The organism is Paenibacillus sp. SAF-068 (genome assembly GCF_051967555.1).
Lineage (GTDB): Bacteria > Bacillota > Bacilli > Paenibacillales > Paenibacillaceae > Paenibacillus.
This window is the reverse complement of record NZ_JBQCJX010000008.1, coordinates 69,325-88,132: the sequence shown is the minus strand read 5'-3', so window position 1 is coordinate 88,132 and position 18,808 is coordinate 69,325. Positions and strand designations below refer to the sequence as shown.

Here is an 18,808-nt window from a genome sequence, read left to right as displayed (position 1 = left end):
CGGATCAGGTGATAACCATTTATGTGGTTGGTCGTTGATTGTATTTCTCGACGCCACCTGATTTCTCCAGTCGTTTGGAGAGGAACCCGATGAAGATGGGTAACAGGATAGCTGTCGTTACAACGCTCGCCGCAATTTGCACAGTGGCAATCTCCGCAATCGGGCCAAATGAAGCATTGGCAGCCACGATGGCAGCAGGTGTACCTACCGCATTCCCGGCTGTTGAACCTTCGGAAGCACCAACGATCGGGTTCCAGCCAATGGCTTTGAACACCAGATATCCGATTCCGCCTGTGAGAAGCACGGTCAGAACACCAAGCAGAATGCCACCTAGTCCGCCTTGAATGATGGATGAGAAATTGATTCCCATACCCAGGGAGAATGCAAAGAACGGAACGAGTTTGTCACTGCCTTTGTACAGCCAATCCCCCAGATTACGGTCCAGATTACCAATAATGACACCAACGATGAGTGGAAGCAATACAGCAACGAATGCCATCGGGGAGAACATGCCGTTCGCAAAGCCCATTGCACCAAAGATCGAGAGCGCTACCATGGTCAGGAACGGACCATCGCTAAGCGCGAGGAACGGGTAAGCTGCCTTGTCATCTTCTTTACCGTATTGACCAGCGAGTGCGATGTACAGGCCACCGTTAGAGTTGGTCATCGCAGCGATAATGGCAAGTGGGGCCAGACCCAGGAATAAACCGCTTGAATCCGCAAACAAAATAGCGATAAAACCAAGGCCTGCACCAATCACCCATTTGAACGTAAGCAAGGTTAAACCTTTGCCGACAGATGAACCTGCCGTTTTGAACGTAATCTGTGTACCCGCAATTAACAGGAACAGCGCAATCAACGTACTGGCACTGTTAACGAAGAGAGCTTCCGTGAATCCGCCAATGCGCAGAGCATTCGGGAAGAATGTATTAATGGTTGCACCAATTAACAGGGGAACGACCATCATACCGCCAGGGATGCGATCTAAAGTTGCTTTAATGTTCATAGTAGTAGCTCCTTATGAAGTAATCGTTTTTATGAAGCGCTTGCAGGGATTATGTTATCCCATATCGTTTAATATAGCAACAATTAATTATTGTAAATTTTAAATACTCGCTAAATTGTTTAAAAATGCAACACTTTAAGGCGATAAAAAAGACGCAAACTTAAAGTTAATCTTTAAGTTTACGCCATAATGTGGCCCGGTTAATCCCCAGACGCTCTGCCGCCTTCGATTGATTGTTATTTTCCTCCTGAAGCACGATCTGAATAACTTCTTTCTCGATCTCCTTCAGCGTACCGTTCAACTTCATTGGGCTTGAAGAAGGTTGCTGACCGAGCAAGCGGGATAAGGTAGCCGTGGTGATGACATATTCCTGTTCATTAAGTGCAGCCTGCTTGATCAGATGTTTCAGCTGGTTGACATTCATATGTGTAATCTGTTCTTGAATCAGCTGTAGCGCATCTTCTTTTATTCTCACCGCAGTAGTTCCGTATTTGTGGTAGTACCCCGTAAGGAAATGCTGCATCAGTGGAGCCAGATCCTCTGGCCTATCTGCAAGATTAGGCATCATGATCGTATTAAGCTTCAAATCGAGTGACCAATGGGGATTTATTACCTGTTCCCCGAGGATAAACACCCCAATTCGGCTTTGAAGGCAGCTCTGGATAAAGGAGAGCAACTCCGGATCTTCCATACGTGTTTCCACGTGGTTAATTTCTACATTTCTAACTTTGGCGAGTGGTATCTTGTGCAAATGACCGGGAGGCACTTGCGAGAGATCAATCTGTAATAAAATTCCACCACCAGAGTACATCTGGTGAATATGTTTGACCAGAAAAGATTTACCGGAATCCGCTTCACCGAGCAGATAGATCGGTTCATGATTCTCATAGAGTGCTCGAATGTTCTTCAATACCATTTGCATGGCAGGAGATTCGGCAACGATGGGCTCCATTGATGCGTCCGTGAACGTTGTTATGCCGAATTGTGCAAAGGCATAGGGTTGTCCTTTTTCCAGCATATATACCTTGTAGTTCTTGTTATCCAGGGTCGTTTCATAGGCGTTGACCGTAAGCTGATAGTCATCCACCATGAACACATTTTGGATCTGGGATTGATGGAATTCCAGACTGGTATTGGTCAGATACATGTGATTATCGGTCAGCGGATTTTTCTCAAAGTCGGTCAGGTTCTCAAATACAACTTCATTCTGTTCATTTAAAATAAGCAAATTCGGATGTTCCCGTGTAACCAGGTCATTCAGTATGATCGATATCGCATGGTTTTTGCTCAAATAACGGTAGACCAACTGCGCATCTTCCATCGCTCTAAGGATGGATTCCTGACCGGATTGGATTAACAATCCCTCCAGACCATAAGTCTTCGCAGTGTTGACGGTGATCACATCTCCGACAATCTGGCGGTACCCGGAAGCTTTCAACTCCAAGAGCAATCGTGCCACATCTTCCGAGCTATGTATGGTATAGACTTTGAGGGGCAGATCCATCAGGTCAATAATCGATTGTGCACCAGAGGTGATGTTGGAGAAGCCAACGATGGCCGTTTGGCCGTTAAACTGGCTTGCCAGGGTAAGGGAGCGAATCATATCATAACCCGATAACTGCACATCAATGACGGGAATAGTCACTGCTTTTTTAATCAATTGGGCGGTTCCGCCGCGGCTGATGATAATCTCTGCACCGTTTTTCTCAGCTTGAGTTGCCAATTCCACGCCGTTAGCCAAGTCGCCCACGTCCGTCTGAATGGCTAACTGGGGGAAGCGGGGAATACACTCTTGTATAATAGGAATCATCGATTCGTAGGGAGCAATAAAGTGAACTCGTGTACGCATATTTTTCCTGCCTTTATAGAAAACTTTGATCCCCTTATTATAGCCAACTTGCGAAGGAATGGCACCCTGGATGGACTGGTCACTGTTATGTGTACAAAATATCTGTGTGGTATGTCGGTATAACTCTCCGCGTGGAATGTGATGAAGTGCACTGAATCGAATTCCTAACTATTTCAAAATTAATGGATCATTGCACACGATAAGTATAGAGAAATGAGGAGTTTTATATGGGAGACATTCATAAAGTAGCTGAGCCGGATCACATCATTAAGGATGTTGTCGGAAAGTTCCCGTGCAGGGTCCTGTGGAGTGAAGGCCGTCCATGTCTGGAGTATCAGCGGGAAGAAGAGTTAGCCGGGATCGAAGAATACGTCCGCACGACGTATAACGTTGAGCTGTTGGATGTGTTCTTCACAGCGGTGGAGAGCCTTCCGATTGAACCATAGATTAGGTAGGGACCTTCCAAAGAACATGGTAAAATAAGTGAAAAAGTACTGCATGTTGGAGGGGAAACCATGAGAAATGTATTGAAGAGATTGGGGTATGGTGCCTTAGCAATTTTAGGTGTCATACTATTGTTCGTTGTAATTAGTTTCATGAATCATACCTTTAAGCTCAAGAGCGAATTGAGTATTCTGTCGCCGCCAGGAGCCATAGTTAAGGTGAATAATCATCAAATGCATGTCTATACAGAAGGTGCTGGGTCACAGACGCTGGTCTTTTTGTCAGGTGGAGGTACATCAGCCCCTGTATTGGATTTCAAGGCGCTCTACTCCAGACTGTCCGAACAATACAAAATTGCTGTGGTGGAGAAGGCGGGCTACGGTTTCAGTGAAACGGTTAAGGTGTCCCGCGATATTGATACGATATTGGAAGAAACCAGAACAGCGCTGTCCTTAGCAGGCCAGAATCCACCGTATGTGTTATTTCCGCATTCCATGTCAGGTATAGAAGCATTATATTGGGCACAACAGTATCCAAACGAAGTGAAGGCGATCATTGGATTGGACCCGGCTATTCCAGAGGTATATGAAGCATATCCCTTGCCCTCGGGAGGTATGATGAGTTTTACAAGTTTGGGAGCACGAATGGGGATTACACGGTTTTTCCCTGGAATTGTGGATTCATCGGCTGCGATTATGGAGAAACATTTGTCCCCTCAGGAAGAGAGAATATATCGGGCATTGTTCTACAAAAACACGCAGACATCGAACATGAATGATGAAGTCAACATGATTAAACAGAATGCAGCGAAGGTTGCAAAACAAGGAATTCCGGATGTGCCGATGTTTTTCTTCATATCTAGTGGAGAAGAGTTACCCGTTGAGAATTGGCAAAACTACTTAATAAGTTATATCGAGTCTGTGAAGAAGGGACAATATCAGATTTTAGATGGCGGTCATTACATACATAATACAAATCCAGAACAGATTACAGAAGAAAGTGTGCAATTTATTAACAACTGTGAATAGCTAAGAACGATATTGAGAGTAGGAGAGGGTTTTCAGATCATGAGGCGAGAGACGACACTACAGGTGCTCGTTTTTTCTTATACTGCGCTATTATCATGAGGATTTTGATCATATGGACTCCATGTGTAATCGTGAAATGTGAAACGTATGTCGCCTTATTCATGTATTATAGTATACATATGAACTTTTCGGAGGAGGAACACGTAATGGGAATCTTATCGAGGTTTAGAGACGTGATGAAGGCCAATGTGAACCACATGTTATCTCGGACGGAAGACCCGGAGAAGAGTGTGAATGAATATATGCGCAGCCTGAGAAGTGATCTGGGTCAGGTAAAAGCAGAGACGACCGCGGTGTTGTCAGATGAGAGCCGGGCGAAGCGAGCGCTGGATGAGTGCAGTGCCGAGGTTAAGAAGTTACAGCGGTATGCGGAGAAATCGGCAGAGTCGGGAGACGAAGACAAGGCACGTGGTTTTCTGGAGAAGAAAGTGAAGCTGGTTGACAAATTGAACGAATTACAGGCTGCCTATGAACGGGCTTCCGCCAAAGCCAAGATGATGAAGCATATGAATGATAAGCTCGTTGCCGATCTAGGACAACTGGAAGCACGGCATGCAGAACTGAAAGGTCGCATGGCAGATGCGAAGGCGCAGCAACTGGCCAATGAACGCAATGCATCCACGGGCAGAGCTGAAGCTGCATTGAAGGCCATGGAAGACAAGGCGAATCAGGCGTTGAACGAAGCAGAGGCTTTGGCAGAACTTCGCGCTGGAGCACAGGAAGATGATCTGGACGAATTAATTGCCCAATTGGAGAGGGACATGAACGCGGATGCGGGTAATAATGAACATGCGTCACCAAGCGCGGAGGAAGAACTCGCTGCAATCCAGAAGAAGCTGAAGAATTGAGTTTAACGTGTACACTACAACGTAGAGGATAGAAAAGAATCATATTTCGTTCATATTGAGGTGAGCAGATGCCGGTTATTGAATATAAATGTCCGAACTGCGGCAGTGGCATGATTTTTGACAGTGTGTCAGGTGCATTATCCTGTCCCAGCTGTGGCCGCCAGGACAACATAGAGCAGATCCCCGATCCTTTGAAGAGACAAGTGTTCACGGAAAATGAGGTCAAGGAATACCACTGTAACAGCTGCGGAGCTGACATTGTGACCGAGCCGGAGACCAGTGCGACGACATGCAGTTTCTGCGGTGCAGCCGTTGTACTCAGTGATCGGCTGACGGGCAATCTGGCCCCTGCCATGGTGATTCCCTTTTCGATCAATAAGGATCAAGCCAAGCAGGCCTTCAAAAAGTGGTGCAAAAACGGCCTCTTAACGCCAAGTGGCTTCATGTCCGCCGATCGGATTCAGAGCATAACGGGCATGTACGTGCCGTTCTGGTTGTACGAGTTACATAACAAAATCGAAGTGCATGGTCGTGGCACCAAGGTCAGATCCTACACCCAGGGCGACTACCATTACACGGAAACACAGCATTTCGATATATACCGCCGAATTCGGCTGAATTACGTGAACCTGCCCATTGATGCATCGGAGAAAATGAAGGATGAACTGATGGATAAACTGGAGCCTTTTCCATATAATCAGCTGAAATTGTTCAAGACCCCGTATCTGGCGGGGTATATTGCGGAAAAATATAGCTATACGGACGAGGAACTTTTCCCACGTGCCAAAGATAAGACGAGATCATACATTGATTCTTATATTGCTTCAACCGTATCCGGTTATAGCAGCGTGAGCTACACCGACAAGCAGATTGACACTACGCTCAAAAATGCAGACTATGTGCTGCTCCCGGTGTGGATGGTCAATTATGACTACAATCGTGCGCAGTATACGTTTGCCATGAATGGTCAGACAGGTAAGGTTGTCGGCAAACCGCCGATCAGCAAAGCCAAAGTGGCCGGATGGTTCGCAGGGGTATCCGCGGTCTCATTGCTGTCACTGAAGCTGGTTTCCTGGATGATGGGAGGTGGATTCTTATGAGAAAAAGAACCCCTCTGGCCGTGATGTCTGCGCTCATTTTACTTATGATCACGCTAGTTGCTCCGTTGATTCCCATCTCTTCGGCATCCGCTGCGGAGAGTAAAAATCTCATCTACGATGAAGCCAATCTGCTGAGTGAGCAGGATAAGGTTGAGCTGAATGCACTTGCGAATCAGTATGGCGCGGAACGGCAGACGGACTTTGTTATTTTGACAACAAATAATGTTGAGAATCAGGATGTCATGCTCTTAACTGAAGATTTTTATGATAAACAGGGGCTAGGGTACGATAAGAAATTTGGTAATGCTGTCATTTTGACGATGGATATGAATAATCGCGAAGTGTATCTGGCAGGATTTTATAAGGCAAAAGAATATTTGAGTGATCAGCGGCTGGATTCTATCCGTAACCGGATTACCTCCGAGTTGTCCAGTGGGGATTATAAACTCGCATTTGAGAAATATATAGAGCTCTCTTACAAATATATGGGGTACGAACCGGGTGTGAATCCGAACAACATTTTGTTCAACGGCTGGTTTCAGTTGGGAGTATCCGTAGTGCTGGGCGGTATTGTTGTTGGCATGATGACCTATCGTTCCGGGGGGCGAGTCACGGTCAATCGTGGAACATATGAGGATTCAAATAATTCTAGTGTAATCGATCGTCAGGATCGTTATATCCGTACGACCGTAACCAAGCGCAAAATTGAGAAGAACAATAACAATGGTGGCGGAGGCGGCGGTGGAGGTACATCGCGAGGCGGTCATTCACACAGTGGAAGTAGAGGGTCGTTTTAGTAACGGAGTAATCGGAGCAAGTTAAATAGAAGGGATGGGAACGAGTATGGGATTTTTCAAAAATCAGTTTTCAAATGTGGTGGAATGGGAAGAGTTCAGAGATGACATGATATTTTGGAAGTGGAGCAACCGGGAGATCAAGAAGGGGAGTAAACTTATCATCCGTTCTGGTCAGGACGCCATTTTCCTGAATAACGGTAAAGTGGAAGGGATTTTCGAGGACGAAGGATCATTTAATATCGATTCCGAGATTATTCCGTTTCTTTCTACCTTAAAAGGGTTCAAGTTCGGATTCAACAGCGGCATGCGAGTCGAAGTATTGTTTGTAAATACCAAAGAGTTCACCGTGCGCTGGGGCACGCAAAGCCCGGTATTGATTCCGACACCACAACTCCCGGGTGGAATGCCGATTCGGGCCAACGGTACGTTTAACTTCAAAGTGAGTGACTATGTGACCCTGATCGATAAGATTGCAGGCATCAAGCAGAGTTATCTGGTGGAGGATGTCAAAATCCGAATTACTTCCGTGCTGGATCAGCTTCTAATGAAGTGGATTAGCCGTGAAGGGAAGGATATGTTCAACCTGCAGGCCAATGCATCGGATATCGCCAAGGGTATTCAGGAAGATCTGGATATGCAGATGATGGACATCGGCATTGGGATTACCGGTTTCCAGGTGATGAGCTTCAATTATCCAAAAGAAATTCAGGATATGATTACGAAGACCGCTTCGCATGAGATGATTGGTAATCTGCAAAAGTATCAGCAGGTCAGCATGACAGACGGTATCTCATCCGGTAAAGTACAGGGCGGCGGCGCGGCCTCGGATATGGCAGGCATGATGATGGGTATGAACATGGCCAATGAAATGATGAAGAACATGAACCAGAACAATAACGCCAATTCGTCTCAGAATCAGAACGACCAGAAGCCAGCGGGAAATAGCAACGGTGATTCAGGTAACTCTCCATCTACAGAGGGCAACAAGAAGCCTAACTTCTGTCCGAACTGTGGAGCCAAGAATGAAGGAGCCAACTTCTGTCCAAACTGTGGTCAAAAGCTGGGCTAGTGAATTGAATACAGGTAGGGTTAGGTTCGCAAAAAGTGAAATTACTGCGGAGCTAGCCCTTTTCTGTTGGGAATCATAGTTAGTGCAACAGGATGAGGAGTGCCAAGCTAGTTCATTTATTTTAGTTTAAATAAAACAGTTGACAACTAATCACAAATCATTTATCTTTAACTTAAGATATTTAATTTAAATATAAACGGCAACCAAAACAAATATCTTTAATCCATTACATGAGGAGCGATCAAGATGATGATCCCAACATTGACCAGAATAAACGAACTTTCCAGAAAAGCCAAAGCGGGCGGATTGACGGAGATGGAGAAAGAGGAACAGGTTCGTCTGCGCCAGGAATATCTGCAAACTTTTCGTGGTTCGGTCAACGACATTCTGCTGAATGCTACCATCTATGATCCGAACGGCGATGACGTGACTCCTGATAAATTGAAACAAGAACAGGCTTCTAAAAATAATAAATAGGCTTCAAATGCTCATATATCTTAATTTAAAGATAATACAAACATACTATAAATGAATCAACGATCTAAACTATCTCATTTATCAAACGATCTCTAACACCTACCCAATTCAAAACATGCTTACCAAACCAAGGAGGAATTAATCATGACTATTCAAACAGCAGGTATTCACCATATTACAGCTTTCGCAGGCGATCCACAGGCCAACGTTGATTTTTATGCCGGAGTTCTGGGACTTCGTCTCGTGAAAAAAACAATTAACTTCGATGCACCGGATGTATATCATCTGTATTTTGGAGACGAACACGGAAGCCCAGGTACCATCATTACCTTCTTCCCATCCGCTGGATCACCACGGGGCAAAATTGGCGGAGGTCAGGTCGGCATCACTTCCTATGTCATTCCTCCTGGGTCGATTGGCTTCTGGCAGAATCGTCTGGAGCAGTATAATATTGATGTAACTCACACAAGTCGCTTCAATGAAGAGCTGCTTCAATTCGAAGATAGCGAAGGCTTGCGGCTTGAGCTTGTGGAACGGGAAGAGGGAGCAACCAGCACTTGGGCTCACGAAGGAATTCCAACAGATAAAGCCATCAAAGGCTTTGGCGGTGCTGTCCTGTTCAGTGTAAACCCGCAGAGAACGATGGATGCGCTTGAGAAAATTTTGGGATTTGTCAAAGTGGGTGAAAATGAAGAGTATGCCCGTTTCCGGTCGAGTGGAGACATCGGTAATGTTGTGGATGTTCCGGTAACCCGTATACCTCTGGGCATGGGTGGAGCTGGAACGGTGCATCATATTGCATGGCGCGCCACAGATGACGTGGAACATGCACAGTGGAGTGAAGCTGTACGTGATTACGGGTATCAACCGACGCCAGTTCGGGATCGTCAGTACTTTAACGCGATCTACTTCAGAGAAGCTGGCGGCATTCTGTTCGAGATTGCTACTGATCCTCCGGGCTTTGCCAAAGATGAACCTGCTGATTCGCTCGGACAAAAATTGATGCTGCCAGAGTGGTTTGAGAAATACCGTCCTCAAATCGAGGACAATCTGCAACCGATCGAGGTAAGAACGCTCGTACCTGCTACAACTGTGAAATAATAAGAGTTCTATTACTATAAAATCTAAGGAGCAACGAAGGATGATGGAGAAAAAGGTTACCTGGCTGGAGCTGTTCTACGATCTGCTCTTTGTAGCAGCGGTCTCCAAAGCGGGTCATGTCTTGTTACATGCCGAACACGGAGTAATTACGTTTGAATATTTAATGAAGTTTGTGCTTATTTTCATCCCTGTTTGGTGGGCATGGGTTGGTCAGACCTTGTTTATTAACCGCTATGGTCAAGACATCCTGATCCATAGAATATTTCTCATCCTTCAGCTCCTGTCCGTTATGGTCATGACGGCGAGTCTCTCTACCCATTTTGACCAATATTACCTGTCCTTCTTCGTAGGATATATCGGTTCACGGGCGTTTACGGCCATTCAGTATCTGACGGTTCACAAGTCGAAAAGCGAGCATCAGCAGAAGGCCGCCCGGTACCTGGGCCTCTGTTTCCTCATTGGGATATTGATCTCATCCGGCTCGTTGTTTTTCGATTCATGGTTGCGCTACGTAATTCTGTATGCGGGAATTGCCGTGGACATCGTGCTTCCGTTGATTGGACGCAAAAATCTGGTGAAAGTACCGGTTCAGACTCATCATTTGTTGGAACGTTTCGCACTCTTCACACTCATCCTGCTGGGTGAATCGGTGGTAAGCATTATCGCCGTGCTGCAAGCCGATCATTGGGATATGAAATCTATCCTGTTTGCCGCCTTTACAGCCATCTTTGTCATTGCGATGTGGTGGCAGTACTTTGACAACGTGGAGAAAAAAGTCAGCAAAGAGATTCAGACTGCCGGGCAAGCGATCATATACGGCCACTTGTTCATCTACATCTCCATGAGTATGATCGCTGCGTCCATTCAGCTGTTATATCAGAATCAGTTAAACTATGTGTTTATGATCGGGTTTGTGTTTGGATCTGTGCTGCTGTATTTCCTGTCGACCTCCCTTGTGTTCCATCGTTACAGACATGCACATCTGCGACTACGGCCACTTCATCTGGCGGTCATGGTAGGGTTGCTGTTGGTATTTGTCCTTGTGGATCTGGTCTACCGGGTTCCGGGTTATGTCATCATGGGTGAAGACATGTTGTTCTTCCTGGTGTATGCGAAACTTACGACTTGATATAGTGATCTAAAATGAAGAAAAGTCACGGACAGCAGGCGTCCGTGGCTTTTTGTGATGCAGCAAATTCCGGCCAAGACTTAATAATATAAATAATGCACAAATCTAATTTAATTTCTTCTATAGAATCTGTTAATATGAGACTATGTACAAGTGAATCTACCAGATCATATGGAACAGTCTATCATTCGTAGATATGGGGATGACAATCAGGAGGGAAATCATTGAGCACACATCAAATCGGAGTTCCATTGGAAGGGTTTGCAGAGTTTAGTCGTACGGTTGCCGCAGAAGGAGCCGTTTTACTCAGAAATGAAGGGCAAGTACTTCCGCTTCGCGAAAACGAAAACGTTTCAGTTTTTGGTCGAATTCAAGTCAATTATTATCGCAGTGGTACAGGTTCAGGCGGTAGTGTTCATGTGGCTTACACAACGAATCTGCTAGATGGCCTGCGCAGCAAAAAGAATATTACCGTGAATGAAGAGCTGGCAGCTGTCTATGAGAAGTGGATTGAGGAAAACCCATTTGATGATGGCGGAAAAGTATGGGCGGCCGAGCCGTGGAACCAGAAAGAAATGCCTTTGACGGATGAACTGGTTGCACAGGCCAGAAGCAAATCGAGCAAAGCCATTATCGTAATCGGACGTACAGCAGGGGAAGATCAGGATAATGCGGATGCGCCAGGAAGTTACCAACTGACCGAAGATGAGAAAGCGATGTTGAAGCAAGTTACTTCGCAGTTTGAACACACCATTGTTGTGCTGAATGTCTCGAACATCATCGATATGAGCTGGTTAAACGAAACGTATCTACATCCGATTCAAGGTGTAATATACTCCTGGCATGGCGGTATGGAGGGCGGAAACGCAATTGCTGATGTTTTGGCGGGCGACGTTACACCAAGCGGTAAACTGACAGATACGATTGCATATTCCATTGAAGATTATCCTTCAACCAGTAACTACGGTAATGAATTCAAGAACCTGTATCAGGAAGATATTTATGTAGGTTATCGATATTTCGAAACGTTTCGACCTGAGCGCGTTCAGTTTGAATTCGGTTACGGCCTGTCTTATACGACGTTCTTGACCCAGCATGAGGAAGCAAAATCAGTGTCTAAAGATGGCAAAACCTACATTGAAGTCCGTGTCAATGTGACCAACTCGGGTACAACCTATGCAGGCAAAGAAGTTGTGCAGGTCTATTATGAAGCACCACAAGGCAAACTGGGACAACCGGTGAAGGCATTGGTGGCTTTCGGCAAAACAGGATTGTTGCAGCCGGGCGAGTCTGAACTTCTGACGATCAGCTTCCCGATCCATGACATGGCATCCTACGATGATGCGGGTGTTACAGGTCATGCTTCCGCTTACGTTCTGGAAGAAGGCACATATCGACTGCATGTAGGAACCAGTGTGAAACAAGTGCAGCACGTTAGCATCGATGGTCAGGATGGATATGTGATTGAATCCCTTCAATTGGTGGAGCAGCTGCAAGAAGCGATGGCACCAACCGAAGATTTTACACGGATGAAACCAGGTGCGCGCAAGGAAGATGGATCATATGAACTGACGTATGCCGAAGTACCGAAGCGTAAAGTATCCATGGCGAAACGAATTGAAGAGAATCTCCCGCAAACGCTGGAGCAGACGGGCAACCAAGGCTATAAGCTGAGTGACGTTAAAGCTGGGAAAGTGAGTCTGGAAGCCTTCATTGCTCAACTGAGCGATCAGGATCTGGCGGCAATTATCCGTGGCGAAGGCATGAGCAGCCCGCTCGTTACTTCGGGAACGGCATCTGCATTTGGTGGTGTCAGCGACAGCCTGTTCAACTACGGTATTCCGGTAGCATGTACGGCAGATGGCCCGTCCGGTATTCGTATGGATAGTGGAGAGAAAGCAACACAGGTATCCATTGGTACGTTGCTTGCGGCGACATGGAACCAAGATCTCGTTGAAGAGCTGTATGTGATGGAAGGACAGGAACTGCTGAGAAATCAGGTGGATACCCTGCTCGGACCTGGACTGAATATCCGCCGGAGCCCGCTTAATGGTCGGAACTTTGAGTACTTCTCCGAAGATCCACTGATCTCGGGTGTATTTGCCGCAGCATGTACGAAAGGTATTATGAAGGGTGGTTCGAACGCCACACTGAAACACTTTGCCTGCAACAACCAGGAGAAACACCGTAGCAAAGTAGATGCCGTTGTCTCGGAGCGTGCACTGCGTGAAATTTATCTGAAAGGGTTCGAAATCGCTGTAAAAGAAGGCGGAGCGAACTCCATCATGACCTCCTACAACCCCATTAACGGACATTGGGCAGCATCCAATTACGACCTGAATACGACGATTCTGCGCGGCGAATGGAATTTTGAAGGTATCGTAATGACGGACTGGTGGGCCATTATGAACGATGTAACCGAAGGTGGCGAGGCGGATCGCAAGTACACGAACTGGATGATCCGTGCGCAGAACGATCTCTATATGGTTGTGCCGAACTACGGCGCAGAGATCAATGGCTGGGACGATAACACGATTGAATCTTTGGAAAATGGAACACTGACGCGCGGAGAATTGCAACGCTCGGCGATTAACATCTGCAAGTTCATCATGAATGCACCGGTGTCCGGCAGAAAACACGAGATCGTGGAGAATGTCGCTTCATTCCAAGCGAATGCATCTCTATCTGCTGCACAAGCCCAGGCGTTGGTTGAGAACGCACAGGTGAAACCTGCGGTAGCTGAACCTGTCCTCATGAAAGTGGACGAGGCAGGTCATTACCGGATTATCGTACAGATCATGTCCCCTGAGCCGGAACTGGCGCAAAGTGCATGTAACCTGCTCCTGAATGACCAATTGGTAACCACCATTCAAACGAATGGTACGGAAGGTAAATGGATCAGACAGAAGCTTGTCAAAGTTGACCTTGAAGCAGGACTGTATGAATTGAAACTGGACTTCACGAAACCAGGTCTTCAGATTGATTGGATCGAATTCAAACAGGTATAGAAGATAGTCAGAAATATCAGGTGATAAGAGCAATCGAAAGGTTGTTCTGCCATTAAAAGCAGAATACGTTGGTATATGACAAAGGACACTGCTCGCGGTGTCCTTTGTTGTAACACGGAATGGCTACTGTTATGATAGTGTTAGGAAATTCGAAGTTCTGAACAATGGGGTCAGGGGTGTTGCGAAGAATGAGAAATTATAATTTTTTGAGTCCAATCCTGCTGATTGTAGTGGCGCTGATTGTGAGAGGTCTGGTGACTAACCTGGGCGTTCTGTTCGGCTTATCACAAGAAGTGGCGAGTAATGTGGCCATGATTGCCATGATTATTGCTGCACTAATCATGTTTAATCGAATGACGAAGGCTCGGCGTAGAAAATAGAAAAAGCTCGGATAACCAGAAGGTTATCCAAGACATGAAGACACCCTCGGGGTGTCTTTTTTTTGTATTGACGTTCTGATCCTAACGTTTTAGACTATTGCTTATAAATAATAACATTAATAATAACAAAAATAACGAAAAGCAAAATAAATTAAAAAAGCACATACAATCCGTTGCGCGCTTTATTTGTTAACCCATTCCGGTCCCCAAAGGAGAATCCATTCATGAAGATCATTGCCGACAAACAATCTATCTTTCAGGAAGGTCATCCTGTTCGGATTGCGTTCTGGAAGTTGACCGTCGCCCATAATAATGAAGAAGGACCGCAGGAGCGCTGATGAAGCGTTCAGTCGGTCCTTTATGTCATGGATCAGGTTGGATGCAGTTCGAATGATGGGTATCCATACGATTTAACGGTGCTGGAATAATCTACGATGAAGTGAAGGGAGCGTCCTTATGAAAAGACAACCTGTATTGGAAGTCATTGCTGTGGATGTGGAAGATGCCAAGGCAGCTGAGGAGGGAGGGGCAGATCGGATTGAGCTGGTGTCTGCGATGTCTGAAAGGGGGCTTACTCCAAGTTATGGCGTTATGGAGCAAGTAGTATCCCAAGTCTCCATCCCGGTATATGTCATGATTCGTCCCCATAGCCGTTCGTTTCGCTATAGTACAGATGACATCCAGGCCATGACCCGGGATATCCGCGTGGCGAAGGAACTTGGAGCCGCTGGCATCGTGATTGGTGCTCTCACAGGAGAGGGTGAGGTGGACCTTCTATCCTTGCAATCATGTATGGCCGAAGCTCAGGGATTGGGCGTTACATTTCATCGTGCGATTGATGTGAGCGTAAGCCTGACTGAGGCGCTCAAGGCCATTAACACATGGGGCAGCGTGGAGCGTGTGCTTACATCGGGAGGGGGACGGACGGCACCTGAAGCCTTATTAGAACTGAAACAGCTTCAGGAGCTGGGCCGAACCTTGAATATTGTTATCATGGCAGGGTCGGGGATAACTGTTAATGGAATTCAGAACCTCGTCCAACAAACAGGGATCACAGAGATACATATGGGATCAGGTGTGCGGAATGAAGGCAGCTTTAAATATCCCATTGATCCACATTTGGTCGAAGAAGCCAAGCAGCAGCTATGGTTTGCATCAACAGCAATTCATGGACAGTAGTGCAATGAGTAGCCGTCCCAAGGAATGATGGTCCAGTGATGTAGGAATGCACGAAATAAAAGGAGTGATACGCCATGAATCATGAACTGCAAGCAGCCGAATGGATGAAGTCCGCAGCACAGGTCAGCCCATCCGAACGCCAATTGAGGTGGCAGGAGATGGAGTTCTATGCGTTTATTCATTTTACGGTTAATACCTTCACGGATCGGGAGTGGGGCACTGGGCAGGAAGACCCGGCTATCTTCAATCCTTCTGAATTGAGCACAACGCAATGGGTACAGGCGTGCAAGGCTGCGGGGATGAAGGGGTTGATCTTGACATGCAAACATCATGATGGATTTTGTTTGTGGCCAAGTCGGTTTACAGCGCACACGGTCGCAGCCAGTCCGTGGAGGAATGGTGCGGGGGATTTGGTTCGGGAGGTCGCCGATGCCTGCCGTGAGGGTGGATTGAAGTTTGGCGTGTATTTGTCTCCTTGGGATCGTCATGAAGCCACTTATGGCGATTCCGAGAGGTATAACCGGTTTTTCCTGCATCAGTTACGAGAGCTGCTCACGAATTACGGGGACATCTTCTGTGTGTGGTTTGACGGTGCGTGTGGAGAAGGGCCGAATGGCAAAAGGCAGGTCTATGACTGGGACGCCTACTATGCGCTTATTCGTGAACTCCAGCCGGAAGCTGTCATCTCGGTATGTGGACCGGATGTTCGTTGGTGCGGTAATGAAGCGGGGCATACGCGGGAATCGGAATGGAGCGTTGTACCAGCGCATATGCAGGATAATGAGAAGATTCAGGAGCAATCGCAGCAGGTGGATGATGGTCAGTTTGCCATAAGGATCAATACGCAGGACCGTGATTTGGGAAGCCGTGAGGTCATTCGTTCCCAAGGTAAGCAACTGATCTGGTATCCTGCCGAGGTGAATACCTCGATTCGCCCGGGATGGTTCTATCATGCAAGTGAAGATGATCAGGTCAAAACATTGAAGCAACTGCTGGCCGTCTATTACGGCGCAGTGGGGGGCAATGCCACCTTTTTACTCAATCTGCCACCGGATACGCGTGGTCTCATTCACGAACGGGATATGGAGCGACTACATGAATTGGGAGATTCGCTTCGTAGCATTTTTGAGGAAAATTTGGCCTTGCAGGCGCTGGTAAAAGCATCGGAGACGATGGACGAACAACATGCCGCATCAGAGGTGCTGACGGAACGACGGGATACGTATTGGTGTCCGCACGAAGGAACCGAGCGGGCATGGATCGAGCTGGATTTGCAGGAGGAACGTTCATTTGACCGGGTAGTTCTGATGGAACATATTCAGACAGGTCAACGGATTGAGCGTTTTACACTGGAGTCACAGAGGGAAGACGGCGGTTGGGAGGCGTTCTACACAGGGACGGTGGTTGGGTATAAACGCATTTGCTGTTTTCCACAGGTTACATTGAGAAGCATGCGAGTAACCATTCATGAATCCAGATGGTACCCTACGTTGTCCGGGTTAGGCATATATCTGAGTGAGCAAGGAGGATTGTCCAATGGCATTGCTAACGTATAAGGGTTCACAATTCATGTATGATGGCGAACCCATTCGTATTTTGTCAGGTGCCATCCATTATTTCAGAGTGGTCCCCGAATATTGGGAGGATCGGTTATTCAAGTTGAAAGCCTGCGGTTTCAATACAGTGGAAACGTATGTGCCATGGAATGTTCATGAGCCACAGCCTGGGCAATATTGTTTTGAAGGCATGGCTGATCTGGAACGGTTTATTCGCATTGCGGGAGATGTGGGCTTACATGTAATTGTTCGTCCAAGTCCTTATATATGTGCCGAGTGGGAATTTGGCGGGTTGCCTTCCTGGTTGCTGGCTGATGATGAGATTCGTCTGCGGTGTAATGATGTGAAATTTCTGGCGAATGTGGATCGATATTATGATGTGCTTTTACCCAAACTGAAACCCCTTCTTAGCACCCATGGCGGGCCGATTATCGCGATGCAGATTGAAAATGAGTACGGCAGCTTCGGGAATGACGCGAGTTACCTGCGATATTTACGTGATGGCATGGTGGAGCGCGGAATGGATGTGTTGTTATTTACCTCCGACGGACCGACAGACCCTATGTTGCAAGCGGGATCGGTGTCAGGGCATCTGGCTACGGTCAATTTTGGATCAGGAACGGAGGGAGCGTTCGCCAAGCTGCTTGAATATCAGGCGGAAGAACCCTTGATGTGCATGGAATATTGGAACGGCTGGTTCGACCACTGGGGTGAGTCGCATCATACCCGTGAAGCCGCAGATGTGGCTGGAGTGTTTGAGGAGATGCTTCGGGCAGGAGCTTCGGTCAACTTTTATATGTTCCATGGGGGAACGAACTTTGGATTTTACAACGGAGCGAACTGTCAGCAGAAGGATCAATATGAATCCACCATTACAAGTTACGATTACGATTCACTGCTCAGTGAATCCGGGGAGCCGACAGCGAAGTTCCATGCGGTGCGTGATCTTATTGCGCGGTATAGCGACAGCAGTCTGGATGAGCTCGTGTTGCCAGAATCGAAGGGGACATTCGCCTATGGGCGCGTGGAGTTGAACCAGCAGGCGTCATTACTGGCACAGTTGGACAGGTTATCCGTCCCGTTGCAGCGTACGAATCCGGAACCGATGGAGAAACTCGGTCAGGATTATGGTTTTATTTGTTATCAAACCCGGATATCCGGCCCCAGAGAGCGACAGGAACTGGTGGTTCAGGAGGTGCGTGATCGTGCGCTTGTGTTTGTTAATGGGCAGTTTCAGGGCGTGTTGGAACGCGGAAATACAGCATTTTCGATTTTCTTTGAAGTACCGCCGGAGGGCGCAGTTCTATTGATCCTTGTTGAAAATATGGGGCGAATCAACTATGGTCCGTACCTGAGAGATCCAAAGGGGATTACGGAGGGAGTGCGACATGGCTTTCAGTTTTTATATGACTGGACGATTCATTGTCTGCCACTAACCGATCTGTCGGTTCTACAATTTAGTGAGCAATCTTCGGCAGAAGGTAAAGAAAGAGAGAGATCAGGGGAAGGGCCAGCCTTTTACCGGGGAAGTTTTCAACTCACGGGTGTAAGAGATACTTTTCTGCGTCTGGACAGCTGGACAAAAGGTGTTGTATTTGTAAACGGATTCAATCTGGGACGCTACTGGAATAAAGGCCCGCAAAAAACGTTGTATGTACCTGCCCCGCTCCTTTGCGAAGGTGAGAATGAGATCATTGTATTTGAACTCCACCAGACGGCTGATCGGGCCGTAACGTTCGTGGATACACCGGATTTGGGCTAGGAAAAGGAAAATAGG

The 18,808-nt window shown here is 46.9% G+C and carries 16 protein-coding genes; 14 read left to right on the top strand and 2 right to left on the bottom strand.

The features are described 5' to 3' along the window. Window positions 1-19 precede the first annotated feature (19 nt). On the bottom strand, window positions 20-1,006 hold the full coding sequence (locus ACTHPG_RS26125) for a 2-keto-3-deoxygluconate permease (protein WP_124118293.1): 987 nt from the start codon (window positions 1,004-1,006) through the stop codon (window positions 20-22). A 166-nt stretch (window positions 1,007-1,172) separates the two neighbouring features. Then, complete coding sequence (locus ACTHPG_RS26120; protein ID WP_440392292.1) at window positions 1,173-2,855, bottom strand: PrpR N-terminal domain-containing protein; 1,683 nt, start codon at window positions 2,853-2,855, stop codon at window positions 1,173-1,175. 227 nt (window positions 2,856-3,082) lie between these two features. Between ACTHPG_RS26120 and ACTHPG_RS26115 the strand changes: the two genes are divergently transcribed. The 14 genes from ACTHPG_RS26115 (at window position 3,083) to ACTHPG_RS26050 (ending at window position 18,793) form a co-directional block, all read left to right on the top strand. Beyond that, window positions 3,083-3,301: a hypothetical protein gene (locus ACTHPG_RS26115; protein ID WP_440392291.1), complete on the top strand. Its 219-nt coding sequence runs from the start codon at window positions 3,083-3,085 to the stop codon at window positions 3,299-3,301. Between the two features lie 69 nt (window positions 3,302-3,370). Next, on the top strand, window positions 3,371-4,327 hold the full coding sequence (locus ACTHPG_RS26110; RefSeq protein ID WP_440392289.1) for an alpha/beta fold hydrolase: 957 nt from the start codon (window positions 3,371-3,373) through the stop codon (window positions 4,325-4,327). A 206-nt stretch (window positions 4,328-4,533) separates the two neighbouring features. Further along, entirely contained in the window at window positions 4,534-5,235 is a 702-nt protein-coding gene (locus ACTHPG_RS26105; protein WP_440392288.1) for a PspA/IM30 family protein, read from the top strand. A 68-nt stretch (window positions 5,236-5,303) separates the two neighbouring features. Continuing rightward, window positions 5,304-6,335, top strand: coding sequence for a hypothetical protein (locus tag ACTHPG_RS26100; protein WP_047841485.1), 1,032 nt, complete (start codon window positions 5,304-5,306; stop codon window positions 6,333-6,335). Continuing rightward, a complete protein-coding gene (locus tag ACTHPG_RS26095) occupies window positions 6,332-7,132 on the top strand; it encodes a TPM domain-containing protein (RefSeq protein WP_440392286.1) in 801 nt (266 codons plus the stop codon). Before ACTHPG_RS26100 ends, ACTHPG_RS26095 begins: the two co-directional genes overlap by 4 nt. A 46-nt stretch (window positions 7,133-7,178) precedes the next feature. After that, window positions 7,179-8,201, top strand: a complete 1,023-nt coding sequence (locus ACTHPG_RS26090) for an SPFH domain-containing protein (protein ID WP_440392285.1) — start codon at window positions 7,179-7,181, stop codon at window positions 8,199-8,201. A 249-nt stretch (window positions 8,202-8,450) separates the two neighbouring features. Next, window positions 8,451-8,678, top strand: a complete 228-nt coding sequence (locus tag ACTHPG_RS26085; RefSeq protein WP_440392351.1) for a DUF896 domain-containing protein — start codon at window positions 8,451-8,453, stop codon at window positions 8,676-8,678. A gap of 144 nt (window positions 8,679-8,822) precedes the next feature. Then, window positions 8,823-9,779 carry a ring-cleaving dioxygenase gene (locus tag ACTHPG_RS26080; RefSeq protein WP_440392284.1) on the top strand — a complete coding sequence of 319 codons (957 nt, stop codon included), beginning with the start codon at window positions 8,823-8,825 and terminating at the stop codon, window positions 9,777-9,779. Between the two features lie 40 nt (window positions 9,780-9,819). Next, window positions 9,820-10,908, top strand: coding sequence for a low temperature requirement protein A (locus tag ACTHPG_RS26075; RefSeq protein WP_440392283.1), 1,089 nt, complete (start codon window positions 9,820-9,822; stop codon window positions 10,906-10,908). A 224-nt stretch (window positions 10,909-11,132) separates the two neighbouring features. Further along, window positions 11,133-13,916 carry a glycoside hydrolase family 3 C-terminal domain-containing protein gene (locus ACTHPG_RS26070; protein WP_440392282.1) on the top strand — a complete coding sequence of 928 codons (2,784 nt, stop codon included), beginning with the start codon at window positions 11,133-11,135 and terminating at the stop codon, window positions 13,914-13,916. 188 nt (window positions 13,917-14,104) lie between these two features. Continuing rightward, on the top strand, window positions 14,105-14,296 hold the full coding sequence (locus ACTHPG_RS26065) for a hypothetical protein (protein WP_278297351.1): 192 nt from the start codon (window positions 14,105-14,107) through the stop codon (window positions 14,294-14,296). Window positions 14,297-14,752: 456 nt separating this feature from the next. Further along, on the top strand, window positions 14,753-15,475 hold the full coding sequence (locus tag ACTHPG_RS26060) for a copper homeostasis protein CutC (protein ID WP_440392280.1): 723 nt from the start codon (window positions 14,753-14,755) through the stop codon (window positions 15,473-15,475). 74 nt (window positions 15,476-15,549) lie between these two features. After that, window positions 15,550-17,031, top strand: coding sequence for an alpha-L-fucosidase (locus ACTHPG_RS26055; protein ID WP_440392279.1), 1,482 nt, complete (start codon window positions 15,550-15,552; stop codon window positions 17,029-17,031). Continuing rightward, on the top strand, window positions 17,012-18,793 hold the full coding sequence (locus tag ACTHPG_RS26050; RefSeq protein ID WP_440392278.1) for a beta-galactosidase: 1,782 nt from the start codon (window positions 17,012-17,014) through the stop codon (window positions 18,791-18,793). Before ACTHPG_RS26055 ends, ACTHPG_RS26050 begins: the two co-directional genes overlap by 20 nt. The last annotated feature ends 15 nt before the right edge of the window (window positions 18,794-18,808 follow it).

Excerpts from the sequence above, each read along its gene's own strand:
- ACTHPG_RS26125 (WP_124118293.1), bottom strand. The coding sequence starts at position 1,006 with ATGAACATTAAAGCAACTTTAGATCGCATCCCTGGCGGTATGATGGTC.
- ACTHPG_RS26120 (WP_440392292.1), bottom strand. The coding sequence starts at position 2,855 with ATGCGTACACGAGTTCACTTTATTGCTCCCTACGAATCGATGATTCCT.
- ACTHPG_RS26115 (WP_440392291.1), top strand. The coding sequence starts at position 3,083 with ATGGGAGACATTCATAAAGTAGCTGAGCCGGATCACATCATTAAGGAT.
- ACTHPG_RS26110 (WP_440392289.1), top strand. The coding sequence starts at position 3,371 with ATGAGAAATGTATTGAAGAGATTGGGGTATGGTGCCTTAGCAATTTTA.
- ACTHPG_RS26105 (WP_440392288.1), top strand. The coding sequence starts at position 4,534 with ATGGGAATCTTATCGAGGTTTAGAGACGTGATGAAGGCCAATGTGAAC.
- ACTHPG_RS26100 (WP_047841485.1), top strand. The coding sequence starts at position 5,304 with ATGCCGGTTATTGAATATAAATGTCCGAACTGCGGCAGTGGCATGATT.
- ACTHPG_RS26095 (WP_440392286.1), top strand. The coding sequence starts at position 6,332 with ATGAGAAAAAGAACCCCTCTGGCCGTGATGTCTGCGCTCATTTTACTT.
- ACTHPG_RS26090 (WP_440392285.1), top strand. The coding sequence starts at position 7,179 with ATGGGATTTTTCAAAAATCAGTTTTCAAATGTGGTGGAATGGGAAGAG.
- ACTHPG_RS26085 (WP_440392351.1), top strand. The coding sequence starts at position 8,451 with ATGATCCCAACATTGACCAGAATAAACGAACTTTCCAGAAAAGCCAAA.
- ACTHPG_RS26080 (WP_440392284.1), top strand. The coding sequence starts at position 8,823 with ATGACTATTCAAACAGCAGGTATTCACCATATTACAGCTTTCGCAGGC.
- ACTHPG_RS26075 (WP_440392283.1), top strand. The coding sequence starts at position 9,820 with ATGATGGAGAAAAAGGTTACCTGGCTGGAGCTGTTCTACGATCTGCTC.
- ACTHPG_RS26065 (WP_278297351.1), top strand. The coding sequence starts at position 14,105 with ATGAGAAATTATAATTTTTTGAGTCCAATCCTGCTGATTGTAGTGGCG.
- ACTHPG_RS26060 (WP_440392280.1), top strand. The coding sequence starts at position 14,753 with ATGAAAAGACAACCTGTATTGGAAGTCATTGCTGTGGATGTGGAAGAT.
- ACTHPG_RS26055 (WP_440392279.1), top strand. The coding sequence starts at position 15,550 with ATGAATCATGAACTGCAAGCAGCCGAATGGATGAAGTCCGCAGCACAG.
- ACTHPG_RS26050 (WP_440392278.1), top strand. The coding sequence starts at position 17,012 with ATGGCATTGCTAACGTATAAGGGTTCACAATTCATGTATGATGGCGAA.